The sequence below is a fragment of the Proteiniclasticum aestuarii genome, from assembly GCF_017368455.1.
In the GTDB taxonomy this organism is placed as follows: domain Bacteria; phylum Bacillota; class Clostridia; order Clostridiales; family Clostridiaceae; genus Proteiniclasticum; species Proteiniclasticum aestuarii.
In genome coordinates, this window is record NZ_JAFNJU010000012.1 from 1 (window position 1) to 18565 (window position 18565).

The window sequence follows — 18565 nt, forward strand, 5'->3', positions numbered from 1 at the left end:
CAGGGTGTGAAGATGAAACCAGTAGACGGAAAGAACGAGAAATGCGGACAGTGAAACGGAGGAAGAAAATATGAAACTGTATATGAAACAGAAAGTCTTTTCCTGGAGAGACAGATTCTACATCAAGGATGAAAATGAAGCGGACAGATATTATGTGGAGGGAGAGCTGTTCTCCTGGCGAAAGAAGCTCCATGTGTATGATATGTCCGGTGCGGAAGTGGCCTTCATAGAGCAGAAGGTCTGGAGCTTTCTGCCCAAGTTCTATGTCTATACAGACGGAGAAATGATCGCTGAAATCGTCAAGGAGTTCACCTTCTTCAAACCCAGATACTCCATATCGGGACTGGACTGGGACGTTTCGGGGGATTTCTGGTCTCATGAGTACGAGATTCTGGAGAGAAACAGCCTGGTGGTATCCATCCACAAGGAATGGTTCACCTGGGGAGACGCCTATGTCATCGACATCGAAGAAGAAAGAAATGAGGTTCATGCGCTGGCAGTGGTGCTGGCCATCGATGCGGTGATGCAGGCCCAGGGAAGTGCGGCAGCAGGTTCTGCAAACTAGTTCATCGTTCAGAAATCCTTCATATTGTTCTGGTAGAATGGAAGACAGAATTCTACAGGGCTGAAGGAGTGAGGAGAATGAATGCAAGTGCGGAAACAGTTGAAGCCTATCTTGAAACGCTTCCGGAGGAGCGCAGAGAGGCCGTGGAGAAACTGAGGGAGACGATACTGAGGCATCTGCCCAAGGGCTTTGAGGAAACCATATCCTACGGCATGATCGGGTACGTGGTACCCCTTTCAGTCTATCCTGAGGGATATCATGCAGCGAAGGGGGAACCTCTTCCGTTCATGAGTCTGGCTTCCCAGAAAAATCATATTGCGCTGTACCATATGGGCCTGTATGCGAAACCGCATCTGGAAGAATGGTTCAGAGAAGAATATGAGAAAAGAGTGACACCAAAGCTTGATATGGGGAAAAGCTGCATTCGGCTGAAGAAGATGGATCAGATTCCCTATGACCTCATCGGAGAACTCTCGGAGAAAATCACCGTGGAAGAATATATCCGGGCCTATGAAGAGGCCATGGAAAACAGAAAGAAAAAATAGTCAAAGGAAAAGAAGCAGTGACGGAAAAATCCGCACTGCTTCTTTTGACGAGAAAAATAGAAGTGTAAGATTCCACTTCCTGGAATCAGCCTAGACCTGTCCCAGAAACTGCTGCACCATGAAGGAGACCACCACCACCAGGGTGGAGATGAGAAAGCCATGGAGCATGGGTTTCATGCCGGATTTCGCCACCTGCGAGAAGTTCGTCTTCAGGCCTATGGCGCCTAGGGACATGACCATGATGAACTTGCTCAGGGAAGAAAGGGAAGTGCTGATGGCCTCTGGAACATAGCCGGTGCTTTTCACAGCCACCATCATCAGGAAAAAGAGGATGAACCAGGGGAAGATCTTCTTGAGATCCACCTTAGCAGCGGCGGATTTCGACGTTTCGAGCTGCTTCTTTCGTTCCAGTCTTTCATTGATATAGGAGAAGAGCAGCACGATGGGCACGATGGAAAGGGTTCTGGTGAGCTTCACGATGACGGCAAACTGACCGGCGGCATCAGAAAAGGCATAGCCTGCCGCCACAACGGAAGAGGTGTCGTTGACAGCGGTCCCCGCCCACAGCCCGAATCCGAGATCCGACATCATGAAGTAGCTGCCCATGATGGGAAAGAGCACCACCATGATGATGTCGAAGATGAAGGTGGCGGAGATGCCGTAGGCGATGTCACTGTCCTTGGCATCAATGACAGGAGCAATGGCTGCAATGGCAGATCCTCCACAGATTCCCGTACCTGCCGAGATGAGACTGGACAGTTTCCAGTCCATACCCAGAACCTTTCCCAGAAGATATCCCCCACCGAAGGCGGTGACAAGGGTGAAGGTCATGACGATGAGGGAAAACTTCCCCACAGAAAGAATCTGTCCGAAACTGAGTCCCAGGCCCATGAGGACGATGGAAAACTTCAGCAGTTTCTTCGATGTGAAGACCAGACCTTCTCTGGCTGTACTCATGGATGAGACCAGAGGATTCAGGGCCATGCCAATGAGAAGGGCAAAGACACCTGCGCTGATCAGATGTACGGGCAGCGCTTCACTGATGAAATAGGATACTAGAGCCAGGAATCCTGAAATCAGGACACCAGGCAGGATGGATGTGATTTTGTTCATGTTGTCATCTCCAATGCTATAAGTTCTTATTGATTCTATCATGAATCCATTATAAAATATAATTATGATTATTAATGATAAGATTATAAATATTTATAGAAAGGGATGATGATCAATGGTGGATTCGAAACTGATCTCCTTCATGAGCATTGTGAGAAATAAAAGCTATACAGAAGCCGCAAAGGAGCTGAATCTGACTCAGCCTGCCATCAGCCATCAGATGCGGCAGCTGGAAGAGGAATATGCAGCCAGATTCTTCATCTATGAGGGAAGAAAGCTTCTGCTTACGGAGGCAGGCCAGATTCTGTACACCCATGCGGAGAGCGCCGTGGCCAGGGAAAGGATGCTGAAGGAGAAACTTGAAGGACTTCATAACCGAAGAAAAGAAGTGAAATTCGGAGCGACCCTCACCATTGGAGAGTTTACCATAGCACCTTATCTGAAGGAGCTTTTCGAGACCTTTCCCCAATACCATTTATCCATGCTGGTGGATAACACAAGAAATCTTATGGAAATGCTGAACAAAGGAGAAATCCACTTCGCACTCATAGAGGGACTGTTTCCGAAGGATCACTACGAAACGAGGCTCCTGAAAACCTGTGACTTCATCCTGATCACCACTAAGGACCATGATATTTCGAGGAGAGAAAAAGTAGTGCTGGAGGACCTCCTTCATGAAAAGCTCATCATCAGGGAAAAGGGCTCCGGTTCCAGGGAAATCCTGGAAAGAGCCCTGGATGAACGAAACAGAAATCTAAATAGCTTCTGTGAAGTCATGGAGATCGGTAATGTGAACATCATGAAGAAGATGGTCATGGAGGGTATGGGCATCAGCTTCATGTACCGGGATGCGGCTCTTCCAGAGCTTCAATCGGGAGAACTTGTAGAGGTATCTGTAGAAAATTTCTCAATGGAACGAGAGTTCAATTTCGTTCAGATGAAGGATGATGTGATTTCCGTTGAAAATCAGGAGGTTCTCGATTTTATCAGCAATAAACTGCATCGGTAGAGATAACATGAAAACAGTCCTGCAGGAAAGACCACCACTGATTCCATAAAAAATGTTCAGTTGCTGTGCATTACTACTAAGAATTCCCGCTTCATTTTGTTAAAAAATTAATTACCAGGGGTATATCAGCATTGAAATTATAATAAAATTCAAATTTCAGGATTGGTATTGACCCTTTCGAAGGATAAATGTATAGTAAATGAAGAAGTTAGATATTTATCAAACTTTCTATTTATTGTTAAAAAATATATAATCGGAAGGGGAAAAATCATGAGCGAAGCAAACAAGAATGAAAAAGTGTATTCAAGACGAGATATGTTGAAGACCGCAGGAAAAACAGCAGTTGGGGTAGCTGCCGTTTCATTTATTCCTTCATTTTTAACAGGATGCGATAAAAAAGTGGAACTTCCATCCAAGGAAGTGCTTGCCTATGAATATGTAGAAGCAAGTGAAGATGCGCCAACCTATCCATATCCTTACCAGAAGCTTGATGTGGCAACTGCCATGGAAAGAGGCTATGCGGGATACTACAACAAGGGCGGCTGCTGCAGAGGTGTTGTGGATGCGGTCATAGGAGAACTGGGAGACAAGGCGGGATATCCATGGAACCAGATTCCAGTGGATGTATTTGCCAATGGAGCAACAGGTTTCGGTATAGGTTCCCTATGCGGAGCCATTGCTGGTGCTGCCACATGCATCGGTTTTGCCATTCCACCAGAAGATGCACCAGCAGTAACAGCGGAGCTTTTCAAATGGTACACAAGCACGGAGCTTCCAACCTACAAGCCAGATGTTGATGTGGATTCATTGGTTTCACCAAGTGTCAACTGCATTGATTCCGTCGGACAGTTCATGGAAGTGTCAGGATACGGAATGAAGGATCCTGAAAGAAAAGCAAGATGTGCTGGTCTTACTGCTGATGCTGCAGGCAAGGTAGTGGAACTGATCAACAAGTACTACAATCTGTAAAAAACAACGGGAAACAGGAAGCAAATAACAAAGGAGTAGAATAATATGGGAAAAATAGGAATGACTGAGCTTATACTGATCTTATCCATCGCACTGGTCATCTTCGGGCCCTCCAAACTGCCTGCCATAGGCAAGTCCATCGGAGAAGCCATCGGTCAGTTCAAGTCTCATGCGAATAAACTGACAGAGGATGTCATGACCCCAGCTGACGATGTGAAGAAAGATGAAAAAAAAGAAAACTAAAAGAAGCAAGGATGACAAGCTCACCCTGGTGGAGCATCTCACTGAACTGAGGAACAGAATCATCTACATGGCTGTAGCACTTGTTGCAGCCATTCTTCTCAGTTATAATTTCTCAGAGATTCTTGTGAAGGATATGATCGGCATTGTACCGGACATAAACTTTGTCTTCATCTCTCCGGCGGAGCTTCTGCTGTCCTATATCAAGATTGCGGTGATCATCGGACTGGTGGTTTCAGCACCCTTTCTCATCACCCAGATCTGGCTTTTCGTAAGCCCGGGTCTTGAAAAGAAGGAACGAAGAACCATCGTCTTCTCCCTTCTCTTTGGTGGAGTCTTCTTCATCATAGGCGGCGTATTTGCCTACATCGTGGTACTGCCGCTGATGATTCAGTTCTTCATCGGGTTCCAGATGGAAGGCATCGAGGAGATGATCAGCTTCAGCAGCTATCTATCTCTGGTGATGAATACCGTTCTTTCCTTCGGGCTGATTTTTGAGATGCCCAGCATCATGGTCATACTCACAAGACTTGGGGTGGTCCGGTCGAAGTTTCTGAGACAGAACCGGAAGTACATCATTCTGGTGATCTTTGTCCTGGCGGCGGTCCTTACACCACCGGATATAATCTCCCAGGCCCTTCTTGCACTGCCGATGATCCTTCTATTCGAACTGGGTATATTCTTATCGAGGATTGTGGAGCGCAAGCGGGATGTGGGTGAGTAAAAGCTTAGATCTATACTGAATATAAACAGGATGCTGTATGCGGGATGTCCCCCCGTATGCAGCATCTTTGATTGTAAGGCGGATTTCAGGCTGAGCTCTTCAGACGCCTTTATCTGATCTGCCTCGAAATGGATGATTCATTCATACAGAATTAACATGATTACGGTATAATCTAACCTGATAATGAATAAAATCAAAGGAGACTGGACTATGAGAATACTGGTGATTGGAGCAGTTGCAGCGGGAACATCCGCTGCGGCAAAAGCAAGAAGAAACGATGAAGAGGCGGAAATCGTCATCTATGAGAAAGATACCCATATCTCCTATTCCGGATGCGGGATGCCGTATTATATCGGCGGGGAAATCGAAAACGGGGAAGAACTTACCCCCAGAAATCCTGAGTTTTTCAGGAACAAATACAATGTGAACATCCGGACGGAACATGAAGTGCTGAAGCTGGATAAAGAAAAGAAGGAGCTCACAGTGAAGAACCTGGTGACAGGGGAAGTGTTCACGGATTCTTACGACAGACTCATTCTCGCCACAGGAGCCCGGTCAGTGGTCCCTCCGATAAAGGGGGCTGACAATGAGCATGTATTCACTTTGAGAAACATCAATGACATGTATAAGATTAAACGGTACATCAACAACCGATCGCCAAAAAAAGCGGTGATTGTGGGTACCGGGTTCATCGGCCTTGAAATGGCGGAGAACCTGAAAGGCCTCGGTATAGAAGTGACCATGGTGGAGCTGCTCCCTCAGGTTTCTCCGGGACTGGATCCGGATATGGCCATTCTGGTGGAGGAACATCTGGAAAAGAAAGGGGTCAGAGTCATCACGGGTACCTCAGCCAGGGAGATTTCTGAAAGAAACGTCTTTCTGTCCGATGAGAAAAGACTGGATGCGGATCTTGTGATTCTCGCCACTGGGGTAAAGCCCAATGTGAAGCTGGCAGAGGAAGCTGGGATTCTACTGGGAGAGACAGGTGCCATCCGGGTCAACACCTTCATGGAAACCTCCCAGGAAGGGATCTACGCTGCAGGAGACTGCATCGAGCAGTATCATGTTGTCACCGGAAAACCGGTCTACAGACCCCTGGGTTCCACGGCCAACAAGACCGGAAGAATCGCCGGAAACAACATCACGGGAGGAAGTCTTGAGTTCAGAGGGGTTCTGGGCACAGGAATCTACAAGGTCTTTGATCTCACCGTAGCCCAGACGGGGCTCACGGAAAGAGAAGCGCTCAAGGAAGGATATGAAATCTCCGTAAGTCACAACATCAAGCCGGATCGTCCGGCATATATGGGCGGAAAGGAAATGACCATAAAATCCGTGGCAGACAGGAAGGATGGAAGACTGCTGGGTGTTCAGATCGTAGGTCCGGAAGGTGTGGACAAGCGGATCGATGTGTTCGTTTCACTGATCACCTTCGGAGCCAAGGTGCAGGATCTTGTGCATCTGGACCTGGCCTATGCCCCACCATTTTCCACCACAAAAGATCCGGTCATGTACACAGGCATGATCCAGGAAAATGCCATCTTCGGGAATCGGCCCCTTATGAACAGTGACAAGCTGGATGAACTCATGGCATCAGGGAAGAAAGTCAGAATCATTGACACGAGAGTGGAGAAGCAGTTTGGCGCATCCCATGTGGACCATGCGGAAAACCTGCCCCACGGGGTCATCAGAGAGAAGATGAAGGACCTTCCAAAGGACACCATCATCATCACCTACTGCAATAAGGGAACCACTGGCAATGCCGTGCAGAATATTCTCCTGAATCGTGGACTGAAGGAAGTCTACAACCTCTCCGGAGGTCATAAGACCTATACGAGGTACAGGCTTCTGAAGAAGAGATCAGAAAAGAAGTAGAAAATACATAAGTAGATAAAATAGAGGCTGGAAACCGAAATGTCAATTTCGGTTTCCAGCCTCTTTAAGGTTTCCCTATTTTTCCAGCACATCATGATAATCTTCATTCTTTGTGAGAATCGCCTGGGCGAATTCACAGACAGGTCTGATTTTCCTGTTTTCCTTTCTTGCCCGCTCCACCACTGCGGTGATGAGCTTCTTGCCTACACCCTGACCACTGAATCCGTCATGGACATAGGTGTGATTCACCACCAGGATGTCCTCACCTACATTGTCAAAGAGGATCTCACCGGCTTCGATGTCTTCCTCATTCATCAGATAGATTCTATTCTCTTCATGTTCCACTCTCATTTTGTTGCCTCCTCGCATTCCGTTATGAACAATATACTGCAGCGCACCACTGGGGCAGCGATGGATGAGCGCCATGAGATTTTCCTTTTCAGGTTCTCCATCGGGTAGAATCCAGGGCCTCTTTCTCACGTTGAAGACACTGCGGTTTCCTTTGACGCAGACCGCGGAATGGATGCATAGATCCAGTCTGAAATAGACATCCATCACGGTTCCATAGTATTTTCGATATCCTTTGGCAAGCAGTTCCTTTTCGGTCATGAAAACATACCTTCCTTGGTGCACTAGTATGAATAGTTCCATTTTATCATAGAGAAAAAGGTTTTTCACTAAAGAAGGAAAGAAATGCATTTTACACAATGTTTCTTGCTTCTGCAGAACGGATTCACAATGAATCTTTATCCTTTCTTTGAGACTCATTAGGAATATAATGGAAGGGAGGAAGAAGGTTGAAAGGTGAAAGGAGAGAGAAGGATGATCAGAGAAGCGAAAGCAAGTGACGCAAGAGAGATTCTCGGCATCTATGCCCACTATGTGGAAAACACAGCTGTTTCCTTTGAGTATGATGTGCCTGAGGTTTCCGAAATGGAGAGAAGAATCAGAGATAACAAGGATAAGTATGAGTATCTGGTTCTGGAGAAGGATGGGCATATCGCAGGTTATGCTTACGGCAGCCGCTTCAGAGACCGGAAAGCCTATGAGAGAACCGTAGAAGTGTCCGTCTATGTTCATAAGGATGAGCTGAAGAGAGGCTATGGCAGTGCACTGATGAAAGAACTTCTGAAAAGACTGAAGGAGAAAGGCATGAAGACCGCTGTGGCAGTCGTCACATCGGAAAATGAAGCCAGCAGCAGAGCATTCATGGCTATGGGATTCACCTATGCCGGTCATCTTCCCCAGGTGGGCTATAAACTAGGAAGCTGGCATGGCATCAATCAGTATTTCAGAATCCTGTAGCATACAGAAGACTATCTTCACGTAATCTTAAAGAAAAAATAAGTGTGTAGAAGTATCGATTTAAGTTCCAACAGATAAAGTGAAGATAGAATACCACTATCTGTTTTTTAAGGAGACAAAACATGAGTGAAATAAAGAGAAAAAGCGGCAGAAACATCTTCATGGGCATCCTGACCCTGCTTCTTTTCAGCTTTGTCCTGTTCGCCATTCTGGACCGCTCCCAGGAGGAGATACGGCCTCCGGTCCTCCATGTGCTGATGAATGATGAGGTCAGAAAAGAAGCGCTGCTGGGCACCTATGAATGGACAAGTGGAGACCGGAGCATTGTAGCCGATGCGGACCATCCCGCTCTTCTGACCTATGGAGAATTAAATACGCTGGAGGCCAGTAAGGGTCAGAAGGTCTATATGAGCCTATCAGATGAAGAGGGGTATCTGCCTCTGAATGTGATTTCCTTTGAAGTCTATGAAGAAGGAAGCACGGAGAAAGTCAAGGATGCCACCTACAGCATCAATGGAGACACACTGGTGCTGCATCTGGAAGAAGATTCGGGGGAGTATGTGTATGCGCTTGTCATGGATTTCGGGCAGCAGGGAAAAGCGGATTACGCAGTCCGCATCCATGTGGATCTTCAGCACTTTTCTGTGGAGGAGCTGAAGGAGCTGGAAACGCCTTATGTGGGGAACCACGGAAAGGTAGGAGAGATTCTGTCAAAGCTTCCTGCACCTGGAAGCGGCTATGTGCAGAGATATCTGGCCTTGAAGACAGCAGGAGAGCCTTATGGAATTGTCGCCTATTATGAACCGGTGGAAGAAATGGCGGGAACCATCGTATTTCCCACAGAGAATCCTCCGAATAATGTCTACGAGAACATGGAGAAAAATGCCACTGCTCTCTTCTGTCTCGTTGACAATGCAGGCGCTGTGACCTTCAAAGTGAGGCAGACACCATCCACAGGGGAACTGACCGATGAGGACTATGAAGGGTCCGCTACATTTACAAGAACGCAGCTCACAGAGAAGTATGGTGATCTCGAGGACATCATGGATCATGAGGATCTCTTTTCGGAGTGATCCGGATCCTCAGCGGGGGAGACTGAAAAGGACACAAACCTCCAAAAGTATTATGGTTTCAGCCTGAAAAAGATGACCACCAGGGATTTTCATCTCTGGTGGTCACTTTTATATCCAAGAAGAAAGGGGGAACTTACTTCTTATTGGCGAATGCTATTTCTCTTCATCGTGATGCACTTCCGTGATGACAGGTCCGCGCTCTCTCATTTCATCCATCCGTGCTTTCTGCTCCGCTTCTTTCAGTCTGTCTTCCGCTTCCAGCTTCTTCTGGATTTCCTCCCAATCCCCTGTTACCATTTGCTTTTGTCTGGTTCCGGTTCTTGTGTTAAGTCTTCTGATTTTGTGAGTCATTATAGATATCCTCCGTTGTCCTGGGTCGGATATCCTACTTAATAATGACTTTTTAATTTTTATGCAATACTAAGTTCTATTTCCCTCTTTTTTCTTTTTCAAATGGAACATGCTATTACAATTAGCAATTAAAATAGAAAAAATTTACTGTTTGATAAAGTATTGACTAAAAAATGATATTACTGTTATAATATAGAAAACGTTTTCTGGAGGTGTTCAAAATTAATGAAAAACCAACCATAAAGGATATCGCTAGATTATCAAACTCATCAATAGCAACAGTATCACGTGTGCTAAACAATGTTGATTATCCGGTATCGAATGAATTGAGAGAAAGTATTTTGAAAGTTGCAAAAGAACTTAACTATAAACCAAATATATATGGAAGGATGCTTAAAGGTGGTCAAAGCAAGGAGATAGGACTTCTTATTCCGAATATTTCAAATCCATTTTATTCCGAGTTGGTATCGGGTGTTGAACGTATTTGTATTAAGAGAGGCTATACTCCGATCATATGCAGTTCATATAATGATAAGAAGCTGGAAAAAAAGCATCTTGATACTCTTTTGATGAAGAAGGTTGATGGCATACTGGCATCAATAATTGGTGATAGTGCTGATATCATTAGAGAAATGAAGCTTGAGAACAGTAAGTATGTTTTGTTCGATCAGAATCATAATGATGATAGTTGTTACAGTATTTCGTATGACTTTGAAAATAGTGGTTTCATTGCTGCAAGCTATCTCTTGAATCAAGGATTAGAAAAAATAGCATTTCTTTCAACTCCATTTGACAGAAAGAGTCGTCAAGAAATATTTGAAGGATTTAAAAGAGCATTCAGGTTAAAAGGGAAAACATTCAGTGAAGACTATCTTATCGTAGAAGGGCTTCCAGAAAATGAAATCGAACAAAATGCAGAGATTCAAAATGGAATTCATCTGACGAAGATAATGCTACAAAAAATCGGGAAACCAGAAGCCATTGTAGCAATAAATGATATCACAGCTTTAGGTGTTATACAGGAATTGGCTAATCGAAAAATAACAGTACCTGATGATATTTCATTAATAAGCTTTGATGATATTCCACTTGCTGAAATGGTAACACCAAAACTAACAACAGTAAGACAACCAGCTTTTCAGATTGGAAAGATTGGTGCAAATATGCTTATAGATAGAATTGAAAATATGTACGAGGGTAAAAAGAGTATAATCATTGAGCCTGAATTGATTGTACGAAAAACAGTAATGGAAAAGGAGTAGAGGGTATTATGGTATTTGATGAATTGAAAGTAGAGGTATTCAAGTCAAGAGATGAAATGGGAAAGAAAGCTTCAGACGATGTGAAAAGAAGCATTAAAGATCTATTAGAGAAGCAAGAAGAAGTAAATATGGTTTTTGCGGCAGCTCCTTCTCAAAATGATTTTTTTGATTACCTGACAGAAGAAAAGGATGTTGAATGGAACCGTGTGAATGCTTTTCATATGGATGAGTATATTGGTTTAGAGAAGACGCATCCAAGTGCATTCTCAAATTTTCTCCAGGATAAGGTTTTTAAGCACTTACCACTTAAATCGGCTCACTTCATTGATGGGCTAAGCGATCCGAATCAGGAATGCAGAAGATATGCAGAACTATTGATTGAGAATCCAGTTGATATAGTCATTATGGGAATTGGTGAAAATGGACATATTGCTTTTAATGATCCAGATGTTGCAGATTTCAATGATCCAGAAGATGTGAAAATAGTAGTTTTGGATGAAATGAGTAGAAAGCAGCAAGTAAACGATGGTTGCTTTAATAATATTGATGAAGTTCCAACTCATGCAATCACCTTAACAATACCAAGATTATTAAACGCAAAGTATGTTTATTGTATTGTTCCGACTGAAAGGAAGGCGCAAGCAGTAAAAGATGCGCTTTACAATCCTATTTCAGTTCAGTGTCCTGCTAGTATATTAAGGACCAAGAGTGGAAGTATACTTTATTTAGATCAAGATGCAGCAATGTACTTGGAGGAGAAAGATGAAGAGAACTAAGCTTCTTCTAATATCAACCTTTGTATTAATAAGTGTAGTCACAATTATCAATATTACGATGTTGCTTGTGGAAATTAATATCATACTGACAATGCTTACTGCATTACTGCTGTTCTATTTGGCATTTCTCATGGTTAAAAAGATGATGAATCCAAATGGAAAACTCGATAAACATAAAAAAATGAAGTTCTTGATGAAGGTGGAAAAACCTTATGGGAAGAATGTCGAGATTTATTGTAGTGACTACTATGATCAATATGAGAGTATCTACAAACCGATAGAGATTTTCGGAGTAGGGAATCAGACTAAGGTTGTTATCAGTGAGAAATATCATAAGAATCATGATAGCAGCAGTATTGATATGTTAATAGATAGAGAAATACTCAAGCATAATTCAGGCTATCAATCAAAAAGTTTTAGTTTTTTAGTCACACCTATACTGATTATTGTAAATATCATGATTTTCTTCATCAAAAATATCAGTATATACAGAAGTACTTGGGGGACACTCATTACTGATTTTTTAATTCCATTTGGATTCTTAATATCTTACATTTCGATTCTTCTATTATGGAATAAATATCACAGCTACCTGGATCAATATCTTGATTCAAAACTTATTATGTATTATGACGTTGAGGATGTGTGTAAATTTATTGAAGAAACAGAAAAAGAGGAAGGAGGTTATGAAAAGGAAAAGTATAGTAGTTTCAATAAGATGCACATGCTTAAGCGAATTAATAAAATAAAAAAATAAAATTGGGGAGGAATAATATGTCAATGCATTGGTTCGATTACGTAATGGTTGGGGCTTTTTTCATTGTAATGTTAATAATCGGTTTTAAATCCAAGAAATCTGTACATGATTCCAATGACTTCTTTGTTGCTGGTGGTAGAGTGCCTTGGTGGCTTTCAGGAATATCACATCATGTATCAGGATATTCAGGAGTAGTATTCGTTGGTTATGCGGGTATTGCTTATACACATGGTATCTCCATCTATTTCTGGTGGGCACTAAATATTGCCATCGCAATGAGCATAGGTGCTGTAATTATGGCGCCAAGATGGCCAAAACTAAGAAAATCCTTAGGGATACAGTCGCCTACTGAGTATCTGGAAATGAGATATAACACATCAACACAGGTTATCGTGGCTATTTCTGGTGTTATTGTTAAATTATTGGATGTTGGAGCTAAATGGGCATCGATGGGGATCCTGCTTTATGGATTTACAGGGATTCCAATATGGGTTGGTATAGTCGTTTCAAGTTTAGTATCTCTCGTTTATATTGCAATCGGCGGCTTAATTGCAGATTTATGGACTGACTTTGCACAGTTTGTAGTTCAGATTGTTGCTGGTTTGGCTTTATTTATTGGAGTAGTATCCAGATTAGATGATTTTGGTTTTACAATTACATCTGCATTCAACGCATTACCTGAAGCAAATCTTCGTCTCATGAATGAAGGCAGAGGACAAGGTTCATTATCTTGGACACTTCTTTATTTCTTTGTAATTTTCTTTAGCTACAATGGTGGAACCTGGAATCTTGCAGCTAGATTCATATCAACGCCAAATCAGAAAGAAGCTAAGAAATCAGCATTTTTATCTGCCGCATTATATTTAGTATGGCCAATCATTCTTTTCTTCCCTATGTGGGTAGGACCACTAATATTCCCTGGTCTTACACAAGGTGAGGCTGAGGCGACATTATATTCAAGTCTTACGAATGAATTTCTGCCTGTAGGGTTGATTGGGTTAGTTCTTGCTTCTATGTTTGCCAATACATTGTCCATGTGCACATCAGATGCAAATACGATTTCTGCAGTGCTTACTAGGGACATTATTCCGAAATTCAAACCTGAAATTAAGTCCTTAGATGCAAAAGCATCATTATTCTATGCAAGAGCTACAACAATCGGGTTTACATCACTGACCATTCTTGTTGCACTTCTGAGAGACTATATGGGAGGAGTAACAGGTCTGATTCTGACATGGTTTGCAGCTCTTCTTGGACCGACTGCTATACCACTATTATTTGGTCTTCTTCCAATCTATAAGTATGCAGATTCGAAAGCTGCAATTGTATCGATGTTAGGCGGATTTGGAGTATTTATTCTGACTCAGCTGGGAATCCAGTTTGAAGCTGATGTGGCGCTTATTGCACCTCTAGCAACATCCTTTGTTCTATTTACTGGTATCACGCTTATTAACAAGTACGTGCTGAAGATTGAGATTAAGCCAGAGATTACGGATCTGTTAGATGAACTATCCGATGAGGAGATGTCAGCTTAATGGATGATATAAACATCAAGGATTTTTATATTCGGCAAATAACCGAAGACTTTTATCCCTACTGGAAGAAATTCGAAGACCAGAAATATGGTGGAGTCCTCAACTGTATAGACAATCGAGGCGAAAAATTGCTGGCACAAGATAAGTTTACCTGGTCTCAAGGTAGATATCTTTGGGTACTTAGTAAACTCATTGAACTGTCAGAAAATAAATCGATCGGAGGATTAGATTTAGATCACCTGAAAAGGCAAGCTGGAATGACCTACGAGTTCATAAAAACGAATGCAATTTATGGAGATACCAGATGCTACTATCTTCTTGATCGAAAAGGTGGTTCAATGAGAGATCCTGTTTCAGGTGAGTATGATGCGAGCATTTTTGCTGATTGTTTTGCTCTTATTGGTATGGCTGAATATGCCAGAATCCTTAATGTCGCAACTGAAGTCAAGTTGGTTACATCACTATACGAAAGTATAAAAAGAAGAATTGTAGCTGACAACTATAAGACAGAGCCGTATCCAATACCTGAAGGGTATAAAAATCACTCCATTCCTATGATCATGTTGAATACCACATATGAATTTATGCTTATGCTAGAGAATTTTGGTATGGATCTAGATGGACACCAAAACTATCTTCTGGAACTGGTTGAAAGCATTCTTGATGATTTCCATGAAGATAATCTTATCAGAGAATTTGTGTCAAATGATGATAATAGAAATGTCAAAATGCTTGATAGGCACATCAATCCAGGACACACCCTTGAAGACATGTGGTTTATTATAGAAGCACTACAAAAGTATGGTAATCTCGAACACTATCTGGAAACAATTATTTTAATCTCAAAGAAAACGTTTAATGTTGGTTGGGATAAAGAGTATGGAGGGTTATTGCGGTACGTGGACAAGCAAGGTGGTCCACCTGTAGGTGAAATCGATGATTTTTCGTACACTAGATTAATTCAAGATACTCATGATATGAAACTATGGTGGCCTCACTCGGAGGCACTTTATCTTCCACTATTGCTGCATAAGCTAACTGGAAATGAAGAGCATATGGATTGGTACAAAGAAGTACATGACTATGTGTTTGAAACTTTTCCCAATACAGAAGTTGGTGAGTGGATTCAGATAAGAGAAAGAGATGCTTCACCAGTAGAAAAAGTGGTAGCATTACCTGTAAAAGATCCTTTTCATATTCTAAGAAACTTCATCAAAATAATAGAGCTATAAAGGAGTCAAATATGTTACTTGGAACATCAAAAACAGTGATAACCCCCCTGAAAAAATTAAGATTAGCTGGATATGCAACACGTGAGGCTGTCTTTGATGATGTTCTAGAAGACATATATATCAGGGTCTATTGGCTCAGAGATGAAAAACTGAATAAAGATGAGGTCATCATTTATGGTGACCTTATCTGGTTCAGTGAACCATTCGTTGAAAAAGCGATAAAGACAATCCGATATATATACCCAAATTTGGCAGAGAGTAATATCTGTTTTATTGCTTCACATAATCACAGTGGCCCGCCAACGGGTGATTCTTTTACACCTTTGCTTGAGACATATGATGATGAATATGCAGCATATCTCTTGAATAGAATTATTGATTCCATTAGATTTGCTGAAGCAGACAAAGAGGAGATATCAGCTGAGAGATATACAGACCGGATAAAGCTTAATGTATATAGAAGAGTTATGTTAAACAATAAAATAGAAATGATGCCGAATTATGATCATTACTGCAATCATGAATTGAATCTGATAGTCTTTAAAAACTTGAATGATGATGTAAAAGGTATGATTGTACATTACCCATGTCATGCTAACATCTCAAATGAAAACAAAATCATGCCTGATTTTCCAGGGATAACTTTAAGTATGCTCGAAAATAGATTTGAAGATTCAGTATCAATATATATGCAGGGAGCTACAGCCGATATTCGACCGAATGTTGTTTTAGGAAATAAATTTACTTCTGGTAACTATGCACAGGTGGTAAAGTTTTCTTCTATGTTATATGACAAAATCATATCGATGATTGAGTCCGGACAGAGTAATGAAATAACTATAAAACTGGAAAAGAATCGTATTGATACGATTCGATTACCACAGGACAGGATTATCGTGAATGAGAATATATTGAAAAGTGAAGATGAATCAAACCTTCCAAAACAACAATGGTATGAAAAAACCAAGATGAAGAATTTCAGGTTATATGAGAATTTAAAAGTACAATATCTTTCGCTAGGTGATGAGTTAGAATTTTTCTTCTTTAACGCAGAAATGTCACAAAGCTACGAAAGTTTCATCAAGAAAATCTATAAGAATTCTCTAGCTGTTTCCTACGCTAATGGGATGATTGGATATATTAGCAGCAGTAAACAGATAGAAGAAGGTGGTTATGAGCCTGTAGACTCTGCAATCTATTTTGCATTGTCAGGTACATATAAGCCTGAAATTGAAAAGATGATCATGAACAAAATATTAGAATTAGGAGGATATGATGAAAAAAGGTACAGTAATGAAACAATATAAGGAAGAAGTATTTAAAATCATCAATGAAATACATGAGGAAGAAAGTGACAAGATAGTTAAGGTGGCTGAAGTCATTGCAGAGCACATCAAGAAGGACAGATTGGTGCATATCTGGGGTCCGGGAGGGCATTCGAATTTAGCTGCAATGGAAATTTTTTTCAGAGCTGGTGGTCTGATGCATGTAAATGCGATTTTGAATACAGATACGATGCTCAACAATGGTGCCTTAAAGTCGATGAATGTTGAACGATTGCCTGGTTATGGAAGAATAGTCATTGAAGACCAGGGTATTGGAGAGGGTGACCTACTCATTGTAGTTAATGCATATGGCATTAATACAGCAACAATTGATGCTGCGCTTACAGCCAAAGAAAAAGGCGCTTTAGTAATTGGAATCAGTTCCCATGACCATGCCAATGATACACCTGCGAATCACATAGCGAGACATCCTTCAAAAAAGAATCTTCAAGATATTGTGGACTATTCTGTAGACTGTAAGCTGGCTGTTGGAGACGCATGTATCAGCTTGGATGGGTTTGAACAGAAAATCGGAGCGCTAAGCACATTTGCAAATGCTTTTGTTTTAAACTCAATCGTCATTGAGACTATAAATATCCTCGTGGAAGAAGGAATTCATCCCCCGGTATGGATGAGTGGAAATGCTGATGGTGGAGATGAATGGAACAAAAGGTTTATGGGGAAATTCAGAGACAAGATAAAGATGCTTTAGAAGGAGTTATGATGAAAAGTTTATTATTTACAAATATTAAGGTAATCATGTTAACTGGAATCTATGACTATGAAGTACTTGTTGAAAATGGTAAAATTACCCGCGTAGAAGACAGGGTTGATAGATCGAACCTGGATATAGAAATAATCGATGGTGGCGGAAAATACTTGGCACCGGGCTTCATTGAATTACACAGCCATGGTGCTGGAGGATATGACTTCATGGATGGGAGCCATGATGCTATATACAAAGCTATTCGGGCTCATTTACGATATGGAACTACCTCTATATGCCCTACAAGCATTACTAGCACAAAAGAATCCCTCCTAAAGCTAATTAAAGACTTCAACGAACTTGAACTGACTAGAGAAGGACATCCAAATATATTAGGTTTACATTTGGAAGGACCATATTTTGCTTATAACCAAAGAGGTGCACAGGATCCCAAATACCTTAGAAATCCAGATCCATCGGAGTATATAGAAGTTCTGGAAAGCACAGATAGAATAATAAGATGGTCTTTTGCCGCCGAACTTGAAGGGTCAAAAGAGTTTCTATCAATTTTGCGTGACAAGGGAATTGTCACCTCAGTAGCTCACTCTGATGCTACGACGCAGGAAGTAATTGATGCTTATGAAAATGGTGTCTCGATTCTTACTCACTTCTATAGTGGGATGTCAACTGTCACTAGGCGTAATGCATATAGATTTGGAGGCGTCGTTGAAGCTGGATACCTGATTGATGATCTTTATGTTGAAGTTATTGCTGATGGAAAACATCTGCCAAAGGAGCTGCTCCAATTGATATATAAAGTCAAGGGAGCTGATCGAATTTGTCTTATCACCGATTCCATGAGAGCTGCTGGCATGCCAGACGGCAAATATATACTAGGAAACCTTGAGACAGGCAATGAGGTAGTTGTGGAGGATGGTGTAGCGAAGCTTTTGGATCGTTCTGCCTTTGCTGGTAGCGTTGCAACACCTGATCGTTTAATAAGGACATTCAGAGAGTTTACAGGTGCTCCGTTATATGAAGTGATTAAGTTAATGACTTTTAATCCTGCTAAAGTATTGGGGATTTCTGACCGTAAGGGATCCATAGCAGCTGGAAAAGATGCTGATCTAATATTGTTCAATGAGAATATTGAGATCGAAAAAGTGATTCTCAGAGGAGAAACAGTTAATTTTGATCAATGAAATC

At 41.8% G+C, this 18565-nt stretch carries 20 protein-coding genes; 17 read left to right on the forward strand and 3 right to left on the reverse strand.

The genetic code is table 11. The features are described 5' to 3' along the window. Positions 1–70: 70 nt before the first annotated feature. Positions 71–565 (forward strand): LURP-one-related family protein, encoded by a 495-nt coding sequence (locus J3A84_RS13665; RefSeq protein WP_242694261.1) that lies wholly within the window; start codon positions 71–73, stop codon positions 563–565. Positions 566–642: 77 nt separating this feature from the next. Then, on the forward strand, positions 643–1110 hold the full coding sequence (locus tag J3A84_RS13670; protein WP_207600607.1) for a DUF1801 domain-containing protein: 468 nt from the start codon (positions 643–645) through the stop codon (positions 1108–1110). 90 nt (positions 1111–1200) lie between these two features. Here J3A84_RS13670 and J3A84_RS13675 read toward each other — a convergent pair whose 3' ends face one another. Beyond that, positions 1201–2223 carry a YeiH family protein gene (locus tag J3A84_RS13675; protein WP_207600608.1) on the reverse strand — a complete coding sequence of 341 codons (1023 nt, stop codon included), beginning with the start codon at positions 2221–2223 and terminating at the stop codon, positions 1201–1203. A gap of 115 nt (positions 2224–2338) precedes the next feature. Here J3A84_RS13675 and J3A84_RS13680 point away from each other — a divergent pair, with 115 nt between their 5' ends. From J3A84_RS13680 to J3A84_RS13700, 5 genes are all read left to right on the forward strand, one after another. Further along, entirely contained in the window at positions 2339–3232 is an 894-nt protein-coding gene (locus J3A84_RS13680) for a LysR family transcriptional regulator (protein ID WP_207600609.1), read from the forward strand. 270 nt (positions 3233–3502) lie between these two features. Beyond that, complete coding sequence (locus tag J3A84_RS13685; RefSeq protein WP_207600610.1) at positions 3503–4201, forward strand: C-GCAxxG-C-C family protein; 699 nt, start codon at positions 3503–3505, stop codon at positions 4199–4201. A 45-nt stretch (positions 4202–4246) separates the two neighbouring features. Next, a complete protein-coding gene (gene tatA, locus J3A84_RS13690; protein ID WP_207600611.1) occupies positions 4247–4444 on the forward strand; it encodes a twin-arginine translocase TatA/TatE family subunit in 198 nt (65 codons plus the stop codon). Then, entirely contained in the window at positions 4425–5165 is a 741-nt protein-coding gene (gene tatC, locus J3A84_RS13695) for a twin-arginine translocase subunit TatC (RefSeq protein WP_207600612.1), read from the forward strand. The genes tatA and tatC overlap by 20 nt, the downstream gene beginning before the upstream one ends. A 210-nt stretch (positions 5166–5375) precedes the next feature. After that, positions 5376–7037 carry an FAD-dependent oxidoreductase gene (locus J3A84_RS13700; protein WP_207600613.1) on the forward strand — a complete coding sequence of 554 codons (1662 nt, stop codon included), beginning with the start codon at positions 5376–5378 and terminating at the stop codon, positions 7035–7037. 75 nt (positions 7038–7112) lie between these two features. On the opposite strand, the gene J3A84_RS13705 is transcribed toward J3A84_RS13700, so the two are convergent. Continuing rightward, positions 7113–7646, reverse strand: a complete 534-nt coding sequence (locus J3A84_RS13705; RefSeq protein ID WP_207600614.1) for a GNAT family N-acetyltransferase — start codon at positions 7644–7646, stop codon at positions 7113–7115. Positions 7647–7859: 213 nt separating this feature from the next. Between J3A84_RS13705 and J3A84_RS13710 the strand changes: the two genes are divergently transcribed. Together J3A84_RS13710 and J3A84_RS13715 are read left to right on the forward strand one after the other, a co-directional pair. After that, a complete protein-coding gene (locus J3A84_RS13710; protein ID WP_207600615.1) occupies positions 7860–8342 on the forward strand; it encodes a GNAT family N-acetyltransferase in 483 nt (160 codons plus the stop codon). Between the two features lie 122 nt (positions 8343–8464). After that, a complete protein-coding gene (locus tag J3A84_RS13715) occupies positions 8465–9415 on the forward strand; it encodes a DUF4825 domain-containing protein (protein ID WP_207600616.1) in 951 nt (316 codons plus the stop codon). A 153-nt stretch (positions 9416–9568) separates the two neighbouring features. Here the strand turns inward: J3A84_RS13715 and J3A84_RS13720 are convergent, their stop codons facing one another. Beyond that, positions 9569–9766: a hypothetical protein gene (locus tag J3A84_RS13720; RefSeq protein WP_207600617.1), complete on the reverse strand. Its 198-nt coding sequence runs from the start codon at positions 9764–9766 to the stop codon at positions 9569–9571. A 212-nt stretch (positions 9767–9978) separates the two neighbouring features. Here J3A84_RS13720 and J3A84_RS13725 point away from each other — a divergent pair, with 212 nt between their 5' ends. From J3A84_RS13725 to nagA, 8 genes are read left to right on the forward strand one after another with little or no spacing between them, the layout of a single operon-like run. Next, a complete protein-coding gene (locus J3A84_RS13725) occupies positions 9979–11028 on the forward strand; it encodes a substrate-binding domain-containing protein (RefSeq protein WP_207600618.1) in 1050 nt (349 codons plus the stop codon). An 8-nt stretch (positions 11029–11036) separates the two neighbouring features. Next, positions 11037–11804, forward strand: coding sequence for a glucosamine-6-phosphate deaminase (locus tag J3A84_RS13730; protein ID WP_207600619.1), 768 nt, complete (start codon positions 11037–11039; stop codon positions 11802–11804). Next, complete coding sequence (locus J3A84_RS13735; RefSeq protein ID WP_207600620.1) at positions 11791–12561, forward strand: hypothetical protein; 771 nt, start codon at positions 11791–11793, stop codon at positions 12559–12561. Before J3A84_RS13730 ends, J3A84_RS13735 begins: the two co-directional genes overlap by 14 nt. A 17-nt stretch (positions 12562–12578) precedes the next feature. Continuing rightward, positions 12579–14096, forward strand: a complete 1518-nt coding sequence (locus tag J3A84_RS13740; RefSeq protein ID WP_242694263.1) for a sodium:solute symporter family protein — start codon at positions 12579–12581, stop codon at positions 14094–14096. Continuing rightward, the gene (locus J3A84_RS13745) at positions 14096–15328 is read left to right on the forward strand and encodes an AGE family epimerase/isomerase (protein ID WP_207600621.1); all 1233 of its coding nucleotides are present in this window, start codon (positions 14096–14098) and stop codon (positions 15326–15328) included. Before J3A84_RS13740 ends, J3A84_RS13745 begins: the two co-directional genes overlap by 1 nt. An 11-nt stretch (positions 15329–15339) precedes the next feature. Beyond that, a complete protein-coding gene (locus J3A84_RS13750; protein WP_207600622.1) occupies positions 15340–16635 on the forward strand; it encodes a neutral/alkaline non-lysosomal ceramidase N-terminal domain-containing protein in 1296 nt (431 codons plus the stop codon). Beyond that, a complete protein-coding gene (locus tag J3A84_RS13755) occupies positions 16604–17365 on the forward strand; it encodes a sugar isomerase domain-containing protein (protein ID WP_207600623.1) in 762 nt (253 codons plus the stop codon). The genes J3A84_RS13750 and J3A84_RS13755 overlap by 32 nt, the downstream gene beginning before the upstream one ends. Further along, a complete protein-coding gene (gene nagA / locus J3A84_RS13760) occupies positions 17314–18561 on the forward strand; it encodes an N-acetylglucosamine-6-phosphate deacetylase (RefSeq protein ID WP_242694264.1) in 1248 nt (415 codons plus the stop codon). The genes J3A84_RS13755 and nagA overlap by 52 nt, the downstream gene beginning before the upstream one ends. Positions 18562–18565: the final 4 nt, after the last annotated feature.